Here is a 14,438-nt window from a genome sequence, read left to right as displayed (position 1 = left end):
CCGAATAAGAGCTGAATTCGGACTCAAATCATCGAGGGGCGCTCCGTTGAGTCCGAATAAGGCTTGGATTCGGACTCAAATCATTAGGTGGTGCCACACTGAGTCCGAATAAGGCCTGGATTCGGACTCAAATCATCGGGTGGTGCCACACTGAGTCCGAATAAGGCCTGGATTCGGACTCAAATCATCGGGGGGCGCTCCACTGTGTCCGAATCACGGCTAGATTCGGACTCAAATCATCGGGAGGCGCTCCACCGAGTCCGAATCAGGCTTGGATTCGGACTCAAATCATTAGGTGGTGCCACACTGAGTCCGAATAAGGCCTGGATTCGGACTCAAATCATCAGGTGGTGCCCGACTGAGTCCGAATCAGTGTAGCAGGCCCCCCTTTACATCGTAAACATATAAAAAGCATAATCCGTTGCCACACCGGGATGACCAGACTGGCGGAGCATGGCTGTTAGGTTGCCACGATGATATGTTCCATGATTCACGACGTGCTGTATGACTCCAGACAATGGAGTATTGACCGAACCATACTGGGGATGCGCAAGGGTAAGTATCTTTTCTGGATGACACTCAGACAAAAAATCCTGATATTCTTTCGCTGCTTTCTCAAATCTCTTTTCCATATTTTCCAGACTTTCCGTTTTCGTTTCCTCGAGCAGTTGCATCAACAACGCCCTCACCTCATGAAACGGACGTTCCTGCAAGACGCCGAGCCACATCAGATCCATAGAATAAATATGAGACATCAACGAGCACACAGAAGGAAACACGGTAGTCAACTCCTTGTCCCATACATCCTCTGGCAGCTTTCGCAAATGCTCAAAAACAAGTCGATTAGCCCATACATGATACTCAAATAGTTGCATTACATCATTTTCCACAGACATTCCTCCAATTTTTGAAATTCCTGTTCCCTACCCAATAGTTAGACGCCAATTGTTACAAAGTGGTTGCATCTCCATATTAACAAGGTCCTAGTTAATTAAAGTCCATTTTACTTTATTCATAAAGTTTCCCGGGAAATCAACAAAAAATCTATCATTTACAACTTGTATATTTATATCAATTTAATCTCTATTCTATTTGTTTAAATAAATGTTATAATTTGATTAAAAACAACCTAGGAGGTTATTTAATGGCAAAATTCCGTGTGGGCCTAACCCGAGATTTTCTAAATGAAAATGGAGAGATCAATGTAATAGGCTTTGAATTACTAGATCAGATCGAGGACCTAGAATACGAATTCTTGAGTGAATATACCGATGTCGTTCAACCTGACCAAATTAAAGATTTTGATGCCGTTATTTCGTTATTGCCTAAATTCACGAAAGAAAGCTTTGTCGGGGTTGAACGACTAGCAGCGATTGGGCGTTGGGGTGTAGGTTATGAGATGATTGACCTGGAAGCATGCACAGAGGCTAATATTGCTCTTTACATAGCACCCGACGGGGTTCGTAGACCGATGGCACAAGCGATTATGACAATGCTTTATGCTCTAAGTGGACAACTGCTCATTAAGGATCGGTTGACCCGCGAGGGCCGCTGGGACGATAAATATAATCATCCGGGAATAGGGCTCCAGGGAAAGGTTTTGGGTTCCATTGGAATGGGCAATATTGCCAAAGAAATGTTTAAGTTGGCGAGTCCTATCGGAATGATTCAGTTAGCATTTGATCCTTATGCTTCCGAAAAAGATGCGGAGGATTTGGGAGTTCGGTTAGTTGACTTCGATACATTACTTGAACAAGCTGACTTTTTAGCGGTGAATTGCCCTTTAACACCTCAGACAAGGCACTTTATCAGTGAGAAAGAACTAAAAAAGATGAAACCAACTGCTTACCTCATTAATACGGCACGCGGTCCAATTGTCGATCAAAAGGCACTTACCGAAGCCTTAATTAATAAAGAAATTGCCGGAGCTGGCTTAGATGTATTTACAGTCGAACCTGTTGATCCTCAGGATCCATTGCTTCAAATGGAAAATGTGATTGTCAGCCCGCATGGATTAGGATTCACAGATGAACTTTATCGCGGACTTGGTGAGTCTGATGTGAGGGGAGTATTGAAATTAATCCAGGGAGATATTCCAGATCACGTGGTAAACAAAGAGGTTCTGGAAAAGCCAGAATTCCAACGCAAACTGAATCAATTTAAAGAACAATCTCAAAAGGAGAAATGTTAATGGGCGCCTTAGAAACCAAAAAACGAATCATGGAAAAGGAAACCGTTCTCGGTACCTTTTTAATTGAGATTGACACCCCAGGAATTGCTCAAATCTTAAAAAGTGCCGGCTTAGATTTTGCTGTATTAGATATGGAGCATAGTGGCTTTGGGATTGACACGATCAAGCGACTAGCCCGTTATTGTGATGGAGCAGACCTGTTTTCAATCGTACGCGTTCCCGTTGGACAATACCAGTATGTCGCCCGGGTGTTGGATGCTGGTGCTAAAGGGGTTATGATCCCGATGGTAGAATCGGCAGAACAAATCGCGGAAATTGTCCAATTTGCCAAATACCACCCAGAAGGAAAAAGAGGAACGGCATTTGGAATTGCCCATGATAATTACAAAGTGACAGACATGTCCGAAGCGATGAAGAAGGCCAATGCACAAACTTTAATCGTTTCCCAGGCAGAAACGGCCAAAGGGGTAGAAAATTTAGAGGAGATTATCCAAGTCGAACATGTAGATATGGTTTGGATCGGACAATTTGATTTATCCCAATCTTTAGGCGTCCCAGGAAAATTTGAACATCCTATCTTTGTGGATGCGATGGATCATGTAATTAACATGTGTAACAAATACAATAAACCCTGCGCAATGATTGTGCCTAATGTTGAACAGGCGATCTATTGGAGAGATAAGGGAATTAACTGTTTATCCTACGGAACGGATATTTCGATCATATCCCAAACGATTCAGCAGGCTGTTACGCAAATTATGAAATAGGGAAAGGCTGCCATCAAGTGGCAGCCTTTATTTTGCTAATAAACATCCCGCTTTGTAAACACCAGAAACGAGGTCAATAACCCCGCAAGCCCCCACACGCTCAACACAGAAAGCGAAAAACCTAAAGTCATTCCCTCTACTGGCGGAGCCATTCCCGCAAGGTAGTCTGTCAACTGAAGGTTCAACATAAATAGGTATTTTGCCGATTCCCATGATGAAGCCATATTAGTCAGGATGGCTCCAGCTATCAGGGTGGCAAGCATCACACCCATCCCCGCTGCTGTACTGCGAAGCAAAATCGAAAGCATAAAAGACAAGGTACCGATCACCAAACAGACAAACCAAACGAGACCCAGTTCCATCAATAAATATTCCCATTGTGGAAGCAAGGATACCTGTGATGTAACCAACTCCCCACCCTCGACTGTAAACCCAGTTATAACGGGCATTGTCCACCCGCCATAGCCAAAAACAAGTCCGGAAATCACACTCGATAAAACACTAACGACAAGCAGCATGAAGGAAACAGCAAAGATCATTGTAATGTATTTACTCAATAGGATCTTCCACCTATTGATAGGCCTTGTCAGTAACAGTTTGATGGTCCCTCCGCTAAATTCAGAAGATACCAAATCCGCTGCAATGACCATCACCATTAGCGGAAGAAACAGGGTGATTGCCTGATCGAGGAAGCTTCGAGTAAAAGAAGGTGCCCCAGGAACTGCCGGGTTAATATCATGATCCAGATAGTATTGTTGCTGTGCAAGGCGAATTTCAATTTGTTTACGCCATTCATCGGATATTCTGCTACTTGACAACCGGTTCTGTGTATCGATAATTTGCTGTTGCAAGGTAGCTCGCCAATCTGTGGTTCCTAGTTTTTCCTCCACAGTTTGAGCCACTTTATATTGGGCATAGGTAAACAGCGGAATCAGCGCCGCAACAATGAGAATAATAACAAGAATCCTTTTTTTGCGGACAAGTTTTAACATCTCATTATAAATCAATTTAATCAATGGATTGCCCTCCTGTCCATTCCATAAACATATCCTCTAAAGTTGGAAGCCGTCTATGCATTTCTAAGATTTCTACCCCTCCCTCAATTAGTACTCGATTCCACAAAGAGACTTTTTCTTCCTCATAGGGTGTGATAATCAACCCGTCAGAAGATTCCCCTTTTATCTCGGTATACCCTTGAAGAATCTGCAAGGCTAAATGGGCAGGTCTCACCCTCCAAATCAATCTTTCCTGCTCAGAAAGCAATTGCTCTACAGAAGCAACGTGAAGAAGCTCACCTTTGGAAATAATCCCTACCCGATCACATAACAGCTGAACTTCGCTTAATAAATGACTGGACACCAGAACGCTCAAGCCATTTGTCTTCGCTAACTGCCGGATAAATTCTCTCATTTCACGTATTCCTGCCGGATCGAGCCCATTTGTCGGTTCGTCTAAAATTAGCAGCTTGGGATTTCCCAACAAGGCCTGCGCGATCCCCAAACGCTGCCTCATTCCAAGTGAGTAGGTCTTGACCAAGTCATGAACTCGATTCTCTAATCCAACCATCTCTACCACTTCCAAGATTCTTTCTTTCGTCACATGATCAAGCATCCGCGCAAAATGCTGCAAATTCTCCATTCCGCTTAAATAGGGATACAGCTCTGGGTTCTCAACAATACAGCCTAGACAGTTCAGCGCTTCCTTAAAATGAGTGGCTAAATTATAGCCACAGATCTTGATCGATCCGGAGGTAGGTTTAATTAACCCAACCAACATACGAATCGTGGTTGTCTTTCCCGCCCCATTTGGTCCAAGAAAGCCGAATACCTCTCCTGCACGAAGGGAAAAGCTTAGTTCTTTGACAATTTCTTTCCTCTTTATGGTCTTACTTAAATTTTCAACGACTAAAATTTCCTCACTCAAGCTGATTCCCCCGCTTTCACCAGTTAATTAATGAAGCTACGCGTTCAGCAATTAGCCGGTATCCTTCTCCATTTGGATGAAACTTATCAGAGTACAAGTAGTCCTCTGCTTTTAATTGAAACAAGTCAAAGGTCGGTACATAGACAATCAAAGGGAATTCGGCACAAACCTCAGAACTTTGATAGTTCCACTCCCGGACAATCTGTGAAGTATGCAGCGTATCATCTAGATAGCTAAATGGATTATACAAGCCAATCATAAAAATTGTCGCATCTTTGTTCAACGTTCGAAGCTGTTGCAAAATTTCTCGCAAATTTTTGAGATAAGCTTTTTGCAATGGTTCAATCATCGTAGGACTTGGATCAACCAAGGTCTGTCCTTGCTGGAATAAATCATTTCCGCCGATCGTTAACAAAATATAGTCAGCTTCAGCCATTTGCCGCTGTATTTCTTTCTCCTTAATCTGGGATAATAGCTGTGCAGAAGTTTGTCCTTTGATTCCCATATTGGATAAAGTGATTTTCTCTTTTGATTTGCTTTGCAGCTCATCAATTAATTGTCCAATATATCCCTTACCGGTTGGATCCCCCGTGCCACGTGTTAAGGAATCACCTAGTGCGAGAATAAACTTCCCCTCTTTTTGGGTATTCTTCTCGCCTGGTTGTTCCTCCACCAGTTGCTTTGGCAGTTCAACCACCTTTTGCGATTCAAAAAGATAACTCTTTAGCGCCCAACTAAGGCCACCCAAAAGGACCAAAGTAAATAGAATAGAAATACTTAATAGGATGGAAATCCCTTTATCTTTCACAGCTTCTCTCCCCGGAACATTTTTTGACATTAAAAGAGTGGAAGGAGAAAAATAGTTTCCTTTCACATAGGATAATGGTACCCTTTTATAAGAGTGTTAAATTTAGGATGTGGTCATCATTTTCAAAAAAATATCCATACTCGTTATCGTTCTCGTTGTTGCCTTCCTATTATATCATTCAAAGGTAGGCCAACTTCTCCTCAGTGGAGATGTCGATCTAATTGCCAGGCACGTGGAATCCTATGGTTGGAAGGCCATAATCCTCATGTTTTTGGCCATTTTTATACAAGCTTTCTTTCCTTATTTGCCATTTATTATTCTTGCTGGAGTGAGCGTTCTCCTCTTTGGCTTTTATTTTGGTTTTATCATTAGCTGGATCGCAACCAGTTTAGGGGCCATTGCCGCGTTCTTAACGGCGAGATATATAGCCCGGGAATGGGCTGAAAACAAGGTAGGGGCCTCTCCCTATTTTAAAAAGTTTAACACATTTACATCCAATCATGGCTTTAAAACGATTCTAGTTTCACGAATTATTGCCGTTGTGCCTTCTAGTCTAATTAATCTTGCAGCTGGTATTTCCCGTTTAAAAGGGAGATCCTTTATTTTAGCTACGTGGATTGGTAATCTTTGGGTCGCTTTTATCGAATCGCTTCTTGGTCATTATTTGATCCATTTCGAAAAACACAGTGGCAAACTGCTGATTATCCTTGTCATCTTGCTTGCCATTTATTTATTTGTGAAAAGAAAGGGGATTTTTGGTAAAAATGGAGATTAGGCCTTAAGAAAGGATGGTTCATTAATGAATTTAAAATCTTATTTTACTGAACATCGTTCAGAACATTTAAAGCAGCTGCAAGAGTTTCTGTCAATTCCAAGTATCAGTGCCTTGTCCGAACATAAAACCGATATCCAAAAAGCGGCAGAGTGGCTGGCGGATCAACTTAAATCATTCGGCATGAAGCGCGTCGAGTTATTACCAACGAAAGGTAATCCAGTAGTGTACGGGGAATGGTTGCATGCTCCCGGAAAACCCACAGTGTTAATTTACGGTCATTATGATGTACAGCCGGTCGATCCCCTTCATCTTTGGGATTCACCGCCTTTCGAGCCAGCCATTCGCGATGAGAAAATTTATGCCAGAGGGGCCACGGACGACAAAGGTCAGGTCTTTATGCATTTAAAATCTGCTGAGGCCTTTATGAAAAGTGAGGGGAAACTACCTGTAAACATAAAGTTTTGCCTCGAAGGGGAAGAGGAAGTCGGCAGTCCAAACCTGGATGAATTCGTCGAACAGCATAAAGAGTTGTTGGCTGCAGATATGCTCGTTATTTCCGACACGACTATGCTTGGAAAAGGAAAACCTGCAATCTGCTACGGACTTCGCGGACTCTGCGGGCTGCAAATCAACCTAAAAGGCCCCAAAGGAGACCTTCATTCCGGTTTATATGGCGGGGCTGTGCAAAACCCCATTCATGCCTTGGCAGAACTACTTGCATCAATGCATGATGACTCAGGGAAAGTAACGGTAGACGGCTTTTATGACCAGGTGGTCCCGCTCTCTATAGAAGAAAGGGAAGCTTTCACGGCGTTGGGCCAAACGGATAAAGATCTGCAAAAAGAATTAGGAGTGCCTGCCTTATTCGGTGAACAAGGGTACACTGCCCTTGAACGAAGCTGGGCAAGACCGACCTTAGAGGTTAATGGGATTTGGGGAGGCTTCCAGGGAGAAGGGACAAAGACCATTATCCCCTCCGAGGCCCATGCCAAAATCACCTGCCGCCTCGTGCCTGATCAGGATCCTGAACAAATTCTTGATTTGATTGAAAAGCATGTACATAACCACTTGCCTGCGGGTGTGACGGCAGAAGTAATTCGCTTTGATAAAGGAAAACCGTTCGTGACCCCTTTTGACGATGAAGCCATCCAAGCCGCCGCTCGAGCTTATGAACAGGCTTACGGTGTTGCCCCAGCATTTACCCGGATGGGAGGATCGATTCCCATTGTGGAAACATTCGGGCGCTTGCTAGAGCTTCCAGTTGTCATGATGGGCTTTGGCTTGCCTGAAGAAAACTTCCACGCACCGAATGAACATTTTCATCTGGAGAACTTTGATACGGGGCTTCTCACAATCAGTTACTTTTTGCAGGAAATTGAGAAATTAGGAGAAAAAAAATAATAAGAGGGGGACGTTGGTTTTGGCGTCCCCCTTGCCCCTTAATCTACGCGGTATTTAGATACGATCTCATCATTTATATCTATTCCCAAACCGGGCTTGTCCGGCAGTGTGATGATAGCATTTTGTTCCGGCAGCAACGAATCATTGATCAGAAGATCTCTCAAAGGATTCGGATTCCGATCGAGTTCTACTAAACTTCCATTTGGAATGGATGCAATAAAATGTAAATTTGCCGCTAAACAAACCCCAGAGGAAAAGACATGAGGGATACAAGGCAGATGGTTCACAGCTGCTAATGCGGCGATCTTTTTGCTTTCCGTTATTCCACCGGACCAAATCACATCGGGCTGAACAATATGTACCGCTTTTTGCTCAATGAGGGTTTTAAACCCGTACCGGGTGACCTCTTGTTCATAACCGGCAATAGGGATGATCGTGTTTCTTGCTACCTCCGCAGAACCTCCCACATCATCCGGAAGAACAGGCTCCTCGATCCATTTAATATTTAATTCTTCCAAGCGTCTACTCATCCATTTTGCTGTAGGAACATCCCAATTGCTGTTTGCGTCAACCGCGAGATCAATATCCTCCCCAATATTTTTCCGAACATCAATTACTCTTTGCAGGTCTTCCTTAGGACTCATTCCCCCGACTTTCATTTTTATCGTCTTAAATCCAGATTCAACATAGCTCTCCATGTCTTCGCATAGTTTGGCATTCGTTCTTCCCTCACTGTAAAAACCTGAACTAGCATACGCTTGCACCTGATCGCGATACCCGCCCAGTAATTTATACAAAGGTTGATTCGCTGCTTTCCCGATGATATCCCAAAGAGCAATGTCGATGCCACTTAATGCTGCGATGACAATTCCTTTTCTTCCATGCTGAATCGTCCCATGAAACACCTGGTCCCATAGGAGTTCCACCCGAAAAGGATCCTTTCCCACAAAATAAGGTTTTAGCTCCTCTTCAATCATCGTTTTCGTCGTTATCATTGGGCCGCCAAAACTTGCGGCCTCACCATATCCAATAATTCCCTCATCGGTATATACTTTAACTAGCAGCGTCTGCCTAAACGGGATAAAATGCTGCGCATCCCAGATCGGATTATCCATCGTGTATCTTAAGGGGATTGCTTCGATATCTAGAATTTTCACGACTCCACCTCCACTATTATCAAAGATATTACTATTCTTTTAAATTTTAGTCAATTATTAACATTAGGCGTTTTAAGAGTGGACGCGAAATAGCGAAGAATAACATGAACAGCCTTTTTGTCACACATAACGGAACTGGTGAGCCTGTCGATTTATTGTGAATGAACCGGAGTTTCTCCACTTATTGAAACCGTCCCATTCACTTTCCACAATAAATTGACAGGCTCCTAGTGTCCGTCAAGACTACCAAGTAGAGCCGATCATCCTTTAACCGCATCAATCAGTGCGTCCTTTAACTGCACCAATAAATCCTTGGTCACAAGATCCGTCAGATTTCCTTCCTCATCAAACTTGGTGCGGCTATTTCCAACATGCACGATGGGGCGACCCAGGACTTTCATATTTAAGGCGAACATCACATCACGCAGGTGGCTTTGTGAGACATTGACACTTATCGCTGCTGCTCCGATAAGAGCCACAGGCTTCCCTGCCAGTTTTGCTTGCAAGGTCCGGCGAGATAACCATTCTAATGCATTTTTAAGGAAACCAGGATATGAAAGGTTATACTCAGGTGTGCTGATGATCAAGGCATCGGCAGAATTGACTAGCTCTTTTAGTTTTAACACGGCGTCTGGATAGGGATTTTCTTGGTCTTGATTAAAAAATGGAATCTCCGAAAGATCCGCCAGTGTAAACTTCACATGATCAGGCAGTTCCTGCTCAAAAGCGCGCAATAATCCACGGTTTTGGGAATTTTTCCGCAGACTCCCACATATTCCAACAATATGAATTTTTGACATTGTCATTCCCCTTTGTAAATTAGTCTTTTAAAAAAAATCCAGAACTCAACGTTGTCCCGCAAAAATTATTTTATAAAAATTCTCCTGATAACAAAACCCTACTAAACATTTATATTTTAGTAGGGTCTCTTTAACATGTGGGTTACTTTTTCTCCTCGGGCACCTCGACCTCGATGTTTGCAGCACCTTCAACGACATCTATTGCGCCTTCAATCGTATTTTTCTCTAGGTCTGTCACTTGAGACATATCTTCGTACGAACCCTTGGTTTTAACTTTCTTTTGCTCCAACTTGACCCATCCTTTCGCTTAAATTCCTTATTAATCTATCCAGCAAGAAAGGAATTTATTTGAATTTAAAAGGTAAATGGGGTCTTGTGCGATACATCGATATCGAAATCTGCACTAATTCCTGCTGCGGAAGCAGATGGAATATCGCCACTAAATTGCACGATGGTGTCCACCTCCAATTTTTTGGAACCTTCCACAAGCAGCTTTGGCTCTCCTTCCACTGGAAAAGTTAGGCTTAATTGATTTTCACCTTGGTTCTTACTAGCTAAATCCACGGAAACGGAGTGGATGAGACTGGCCTCGCGGCGACAAACATCATATAGTACGTCCCCGTTTTTTCGTGCGGTAAATTCCCCTGCAAAATAAGGTTCTTTCATAACGAGAAGCCAATCTATCTCACCTGCTGGATAAAGCAAATAGGCAAGTAACTTCGCTTCTAAGTCGGGATTTTGAATTTTATCCTGAACAAGCTCCTCTTTCGTCAGACAAGGTGTCAATCCGGTTGCCAAACAATCAGCCAATTCAAAATTGATCTCATTCCAAAAGTCTAGGAGCTCGAGCTCTACTCTTTGTTTCATTTCCTCTTCGTACTTTTCTTTTAAAACTTGAACCGCTGCAAGGGCTGCACTGTCTGCGACATTTTGTGATTGCCGTTTGACGACATAGCCATGGAAAAAGTGTGAAATAAGGAAGGTTGCCGCAACCACGAGGAGTACAGTGTATATGGCAAGGATTGAGATGCTGCCGTTTTCATCGCGTAGTTTTGTCATTCCAATTCCCCTTCACTAATTCGATGTTTCGGTAATCCAAAGTGCCGCTTCTGCCCGGGTGACTTCCCCCTGTGGGTTGATAATCGGTGTATTCCCAAAAACCTCATCAAAATAGGGGTAATACGCTCCAACAGCATATTGAAAATACTCATCCACCTGGTCGCCATCCTTTGCATAGTTTAAGGGATTTTTGACAAATTCAGCATGGTCAATAACTGCTTGGTGCTGCTTATAGATCCCCCACAAGAGGGCCAGTTCTTCCCTTGTCAGAGTCTTATCCAGTTGAAGCGTACCATCCGGCTGCCCTATGATTCGATTTTTCGCGATCAATCCCTCAACCACCTCATAAAGCGGGTCACTTATGGAAACATCAGGAAACGAAGATTGACTAGGGTTAACTTGTTCGATACCTTTAGGGTCATGTTCATACATCCACTCAATAAATTCACGTCGAGTAATCATATCGTCAGGATGAACGTGTTGATCATTTTCTACCTTAATAACTCCTGCTTCAATGAGGGAAACAATCTGTTTTTGCACAGGATGATTAGCCAAATCAACCACTTCCACCACCTGTGCATTTTCCAAACTTTCATTTTCATTTAAGGGCTCTTCCTGAATCTGATTCAACTTCGTTACATTTTCCGGAGCTTGAACAATCCAACTGGCTGCTTGCGCCCTTGTAACCTCTTTTTGCGGTTCAAATTGAGTCAGCTTGCCGAAAATTTCCTGATATACATTGAGGTAGCTAGCCACAGCGTAAATAAACTCTTCCCCAATTTCATCCTTGTCTGCAAATCGAACGAGCATTTTCGTATTTTCGATTGGATTTAGGACATTCCCATGCAATTGATATCTACCCCAGATTTGCCCGATTTCCTGCCTGGTCAACATCCGATCCAGTCCAATAGTTCCATCCGGATAACCCATAACAATTCCGGCTGCTGTAATCCCCTCTACAATCGGGTAAAAGGGATGATCCTTGTTCAAATCTGAATAGCTGCTTCGCTTAGGAATATGGGGTTTAATCCTTTTGGAATCATACCCGTACATCCAGGAAATAAACTCTCCTCTAGTAATCGGTTCATCCGGCTTGAACTGCCCAATCTCTTTCAACTTCACGGCACCCGATTGAAGCAGAACCTGAATGTTTCCTTCAGCGGGATGTCCGGAAATATCTTTTGCTTCCACAGGTCCCTCTTCTATTTGAGATGGGGGAAAGATAACTTTAATCTTGACAGCAGTCGTTTCATCCTCGGAATCCACCGGTTTCATAGTTGTTGTAGAAGGAGATGGAATGGAGGCATCAGGCACTAGTTTATCTGGGTCACTTGAACATCCTGACATTAACAAAACCAATAATAGAAAAAGAATTAATCCCTGCCTTACCATGCGCATCTCCACTCCTTGTCTAAGACAACCAAATCTTTATCATCCAAAAAACAGACGTCAAGGCTAATCCAATTAGAACTGTTCTTCTCTGTTCACGGTCCATCACAATTACCCAAGGAACCCCTGATAAGAGCATGATTACGGTCAAAATCCCAACAATATTCCAGTACATCTCAGATGAAATTTGGCCCAGGTCACCGCCTAGATAGCTGAGTACAGCAACCAAAAAAATATATATCCCCAGTGTCCACAAGTAGATTTTTTTCGCCAACTTTTCCTTTTGCACATTGATCACCTTTTCATCTAAGACTTACTTCCCAGTCGTTCCCGTCTTTTTCAACGTTTCTTCTGGCGAATTTACGTCCAGCCAATCTTTCACCTGTTGATCTACCCTATCTGTTCCATTGTCAATCCATTCATTGATTTGGGTATCAGCCTGGTTTAGGATTTGACCTGCCTGTTCCTTCAGTTCGGCAGCTTGCTGTAACCCCTGCTCAATACCCGGCTTAATCGCATGTTTGCTAAGTTCGTATTTTGCTGCTTTTTCCCCAAGTCCAAAGATCTCTTTTCGTTGTAGCAGTTGTTCTTGGGCCTTTGTATTTTTCAGCAATTGGTCATATTGCCTTTGGGAAATCTGTCCTTTTAACCGATCTGTCAGCTGTTTGGCTTGATCCCCTTCCAGCTTCCACAGTTGGTTTAGTTTCTTGTTGGTTAATGTCTTTTTGCCGACCTCCACCTTAATTCCTTTTTGGCTTAATTCTGTTAAGGTAGTGCCAATTTGTTTCTTTTCTCGTAATTTCTTAAAATAGTTGGATACCGGCTTCGGCAGAAAAGCTCCCACCAAACCAGATAGGTAACCAGCAGCAGTGTGCGGATAGCCCTTTAAGGTGTTAGTAAAGACGGATTCAATCATTCCGACTCCACCTTCGCTCAAGCGCTTCGTAAACCAGCTCTTTCGCTTCGCTGAAGCAAAGGTAGCCAACTTTCCGAAAACAACTGCAGATAACGCACTGCTAGCTACAATCCCACCGAATTCTTTTAATCCTGGGGGACTGCCTTTTCTCATAAAATGATCAGCCATATTCCAAGCGAAAGATGCACCGAAATTGAGATAAACACCTGTGTTAAAAATATGCCCTTTTAAAAAAGTCAATGGTGCCTGTTTAAACAGCTGAAATCCATTTCTCACCGCGCTAAAACCGGCGCGTGCGACTCCGCCAAGCGCTCCGATCTTTGCCAAGCCCATCCCGGCCAAGGCTCCAATCCCACCGATGGCGACCCCTTTGAAAAAGCTAAAATCATCCCCAGAGGCAAAGGAATACACAACACCTGCTGCCACGCCAACGACTAACCCGGCGATAATCACCGGAGCAGCAACGGTCACACCGATCAGCGCCGCTACACCAACGACTGCCCCCACAACCAGGGCAGCACCTAAACCACCCGAGGCAACGCCGCGAACGACTTTTTTCCCTACATCTTTTACGGTATCCCAAGCATCGGCTGCCTTACTTTTAATCCCCTCAAGGAGTCTATCTTTCCATGATTTCTTTTCATCATTATTGCTATCGTTTTTCCCATCGGGTGAATCCCCGTTTACCTTCCCGGCATCGATCTCGTTTTCTCCGCGATTTCCGGAATCTATCTTTCCACCATTGGGGTTCTCTCCATCTACATTACCCGGGTCAAGGCTCCCATCGTTAATCTTTCCTGGATTACGGGGATCTCCATGGTCCCCGTTTTCGCTATTAATTCCACCAGGGCGATGAGGATCATCAGCGTTGATCCCACCTGGATGATTAGGATCATCAGGATGAATCCCATCTGGATTTGACGGATCCGGGTTATGGCTATCTCTTCCCGTAGGAGATCCATCTCCTGGATTTCGCACCGGGGCATCTTCGATCACAATAGGTGCTTGACTTTCCTGCTGTACAACATGAGGTTGAAGTAAGACCTTCATTTCTTCCTCTTCTGCGGAAACTATGCCAGTTCCACCAGCAAACAAGAGGAAGGCCATCACTAAAGTAAACCACCTTCGATTCATCGACAACTCTCCTAATTAAAAGTAGGGGGGCTGCCCCCAATTTTATAACGGAAAAGTTTTCCGCTATCTCTCCTTTTCTCCCAGATTTTATTTGAATAGCGGAATTTTCCGTTAAGGT

At 43.6% G+C, this 14,438-nt stretch carries 15 protein-coding genes; 4 read left to right on the top strand and 11 right to left on the bottom strand.

Annotated elements, in window-relative coordinates; genetic code table 11:
- Window positions 1-389: 389 nt before the first annotated feature.
- Window positions 390-890 (bottom strand): DinB family protein, encoded by a 501-nt coding sequence (locus J2Z37_RS03460; RefSeq protein WP_209808787.1) that lies wholly within the window; start codon window positions 888-890, stop codon window positions 390-392.
- A gap of 254 nt (window positions 891-1,144) precedes the next feature.
- Here J2Z37_RS03460 and J2Z37_RS03455 point away from each other — a divergent pair, with 254 nt between their 5' ends.
- Complete coding sequence (locus tag J2Z37_RS03455) at window positions 1,145-2,191, top strand: NAD(P)-dependent oxidoreductase (RefSeq protein ID WP_209808786.1); 1,047 nt, start codon at window positions 1,145-1,147, stop codon at window positions 2,189-2,191.
- On the top strand, window positions 2,191-2,958 hold the full coding sequence (locus tag J2Z37_RS03450; RefSeq protein ID WP_209808785.1) for an HpcH/HpaI aldolase family protein: 768 nt from the start codon (window positions 2,191-2,193) through the stop codon (window positions 2,956-2,958). Before J2Z37_RS03455 ends, J2Z37_RS03450 begins: the two co-directional genes overlap by 1 nt.
- Before the next feature lie 35 nt (window positions 2,959-2,993).
- On the opposite strand, the gene J2Z37_RS03445 is transcribed toward J2Z37_RS03450, so the two are convergent.
- Genes J2Z37_RS03445 through J2Z37_RS03435 form a run of 3 tightly spaced genes read right to left on the bottom strand, consistent with a single transcriptional unit; the run spans window position 2,994 to window position 5,719 of the window.
- Window positions 2,994-3,974 carry an ABC transporter permease gene (locus tag J2Z37_RS03445; protein ID WP_209808784.1) on the bottom strand — a complete coding sequence of 327 codons (981 nt, stop codon included), beginning with the start codon at window positions 3,972-3,974 and terminating at the stop codon, window positions 2,994-2,996.
- Window positions 3,967-4,881: an ABC transporter ATP-binding protein gene (locus J2Z37_RS03440; protein ID WP_209808783.1), complete on the bottom strand. Its 915-nt coding sequence runs from the start codon at window positions 4,879-4,881 to the stop codon at window positions 3,967-3,969. The genes J2Z37_RS03445 and J2Z37_RS03440 overlap by 8 nt, the downstream gene beginning before the upstream one ends.
- A 16-nt stretch (window positions 4,882-4,897) precedes the next feature.
- The gene (locus J2Z37_RS03435) at window positions 4,898-5,719 is read right to left on the bottom strand and encodes an SGNH/GDSL hydrolase family protein (protein WP_209808782.1); all 822 of its coding nucleotides are present in this window, start codon (window positions 5,717-5,719) and stop codon (window positions 4,898-4,900) included.
- A 79-nt stretch (window positions 5,720-5,798) separates the two neighbouring features.
- Here J2Z37_RS03435 and J2Z37_RS03430 point away from each other — a divergent pair, with 79 nt between their 5' ends.
- Window positions 5,799-6,464: a TVP38/TMEM64 family protein gene (locus tag J2Z37_RS03430; RefSeq protein WP_209808781.1), complete on the top strand. Its 666-nt coding sequence runs from the start codon at window positions 5,799-5,801 to the stop codon at window positions 6,462-6,464.
- Between the two features lie 24 nt (window positions 6,465-6,488).
- Window positions 6,489-7,865, top strand: coding sequence for a dipeptidase (locus J2Z37_RS03425; protein ID WP_209808780.1), 1,377 nt, complete (start codon window positions 6,489-6,491; stop codon window positions 7,863-7,865).
- Window positions 7,866-7,903: 38 nt separating this feature from the next.
- Here J2Z37_RS03425 and J2Z37_RS03420 read toward each other — a convergent pair whose 3' ends face one another.
- From J2Z37_RS03420 to J2Z37_RS03390, 7 genes are all read right to left on the bottom strand, one after another.
- On the bottom strand, window positions 7,904-9,022 hold the full coding sequence (locus J2Z37_RS03420) for a mandelate racemase/muconate lactonizing enzyme family protein (RefSeq protein WP_209808779.1): 1,119 nt from the start codon (window positions 9,020-9,022) through the stop codon (window positions 7,904-7,906).
- Between the two features lie 260 nt (window positions 9,023-9,282).
- Window positions 9,283-9,822 carry an NADPH-dependent FMN reductase gene (locus J2Z37_RS03415; RefSeq protein ID WP_209808778.1) on the bottom strand — a complete coding sequence of 180 codons (540 nt, stop codon included), beginning with the start codon at window positions 9,820-9,822 and terminating at the stop codon, window positions 9,283-9,285.
- Between the two features lie 142 nt (window positions 9,823-9,964).
- On the bottom strand, window positions 9,965-10,111 hold the full coding sequence (locus J2Z37_RS03410) for a hypothetical protein (protein WP_209808777.1): 147 nt from the start codon (window positions 10,109-10,111) through the stop codon (window positions 9,965-9,967).
- A 65-nt stretch (window positions 10,112-10,176) separates the two neighbouring features.
- Entirely contained in the window at window positions 10,177-10,881 is a 705-nt protein-coding gene (locus J2Z37_RS03405; RefSeq protein WP_209808776.1) for a pilus assembly protein TadG-related protein, read from the bottom strand.
- Window positions 10,882-10,896: 15 nt separating this feature from the next.
- Complete coding sequence (locus J2Z37_RS03400) at window positions 10,897-12,279, bottom strand: S-layer homology domain-containing protein (protein ID WP_209808775.1); 1,383 nt, start codon at window positions 12,277-12,279, stop codon at window positions 10,897-10,899.
- A 13-nt stretch (window positions 12,280-12,292) separates the two neighbouring features.
- Entirely contained in the window at window positions 12,293-12,559 is a 267-nt protein-coding gene (locus J2Z37_RS03395) for a hypothetical protein (RefSeq protein ID WP_209808774.1), read from the bottom strand.
- 24 nt (window positions 12,560-12,583) lie between these two features.
- The gene (locus tag J2Z37_RS03390; protein ID WP_209808773.1) at window positions 12,584-14,320 is read right to left on the bottom strand and encodes a hypothetical protein; all 1,737 of its coding nucleotides are present in this window, start codon (window positions 14,318-14,320) and stop codon (window positions 12,584-12,586) included.
- Window positions 14,321-14,438: the final 118 nt, after the last annotated feature.

The sequence above is a fragment of the Ammoniphilus resinae genome, assembly GCF_017873965.1.
GTDB classification, from domain to species: domain Bacteria; phylum Bacillota; class Bacilli; order Aneurinibacillales; family RAOX-1; genus Ammoniphilus_A; species Ammoniphilus_A resinae.
The sequence above is the reverse complement of the archived record's forward strand: the minus strand, read 5'-3'. Positions and strand labels throughout refer to the sequence as shown.

Coding starts and splice junctions, on each gene's coding strand:
- J2Z37_RS03390 (WP_209808773.1), bottom strand. CDS start 14,320: ATGAATCGAAGGTGGTTTACTTTAGTGATGGCCTTCCTCTTGTTTGCT.
- J2Z37_RS03425 (WP_209808780.1), top strand. CDS start 6,489: ATGAATTTAAAATCTTATTTTACTGAACATCGTTCAGAACATTTAAAG.
- J2Z37_RS03435 (WP_209808782.1), bottom strand. CDS start 5,719: ATGTCAAAAAATGTTCCGGGGAGAGAAGCTGTGAAAGATAAAGGGATT.
- J2Z37_RS03450 (WP_209808785.1), top strand. CDS start 2,191: ATGGGCGCCTTAGAAACCAAAAAACGAATCATGGAAAAGGAAACCGTT.
- J2Z37_RS03400 (WP_209808775.1), bottom strand. CDS start 12,279: ATGCGCATGGTAAGGCAGGGATTAATTCTTTTTCTATTATTGGTTTTG.
- J2Z37_RS03405 (WP_209808776.1), bottom strand. CDS start 10,881: ATGACAAAACTACGCGATGAAAACGGCAGCATCTCAATCCTTGCCATA.
- J2Z37_RS03415 (WP_209808778.1), bottom strand. CDS start 9,822: ATGTCAAAAATTCATATTGTTGGAATATGTGGGAGTCTGCGGAAAAAT.
- J2Z37_RS03455 (WP_209808786.1), top strand. CDS start 1,145: ATGGCAAAATTCCGTGTGGGCCTAACCCGAGATTTTCTAAATGAAAAT.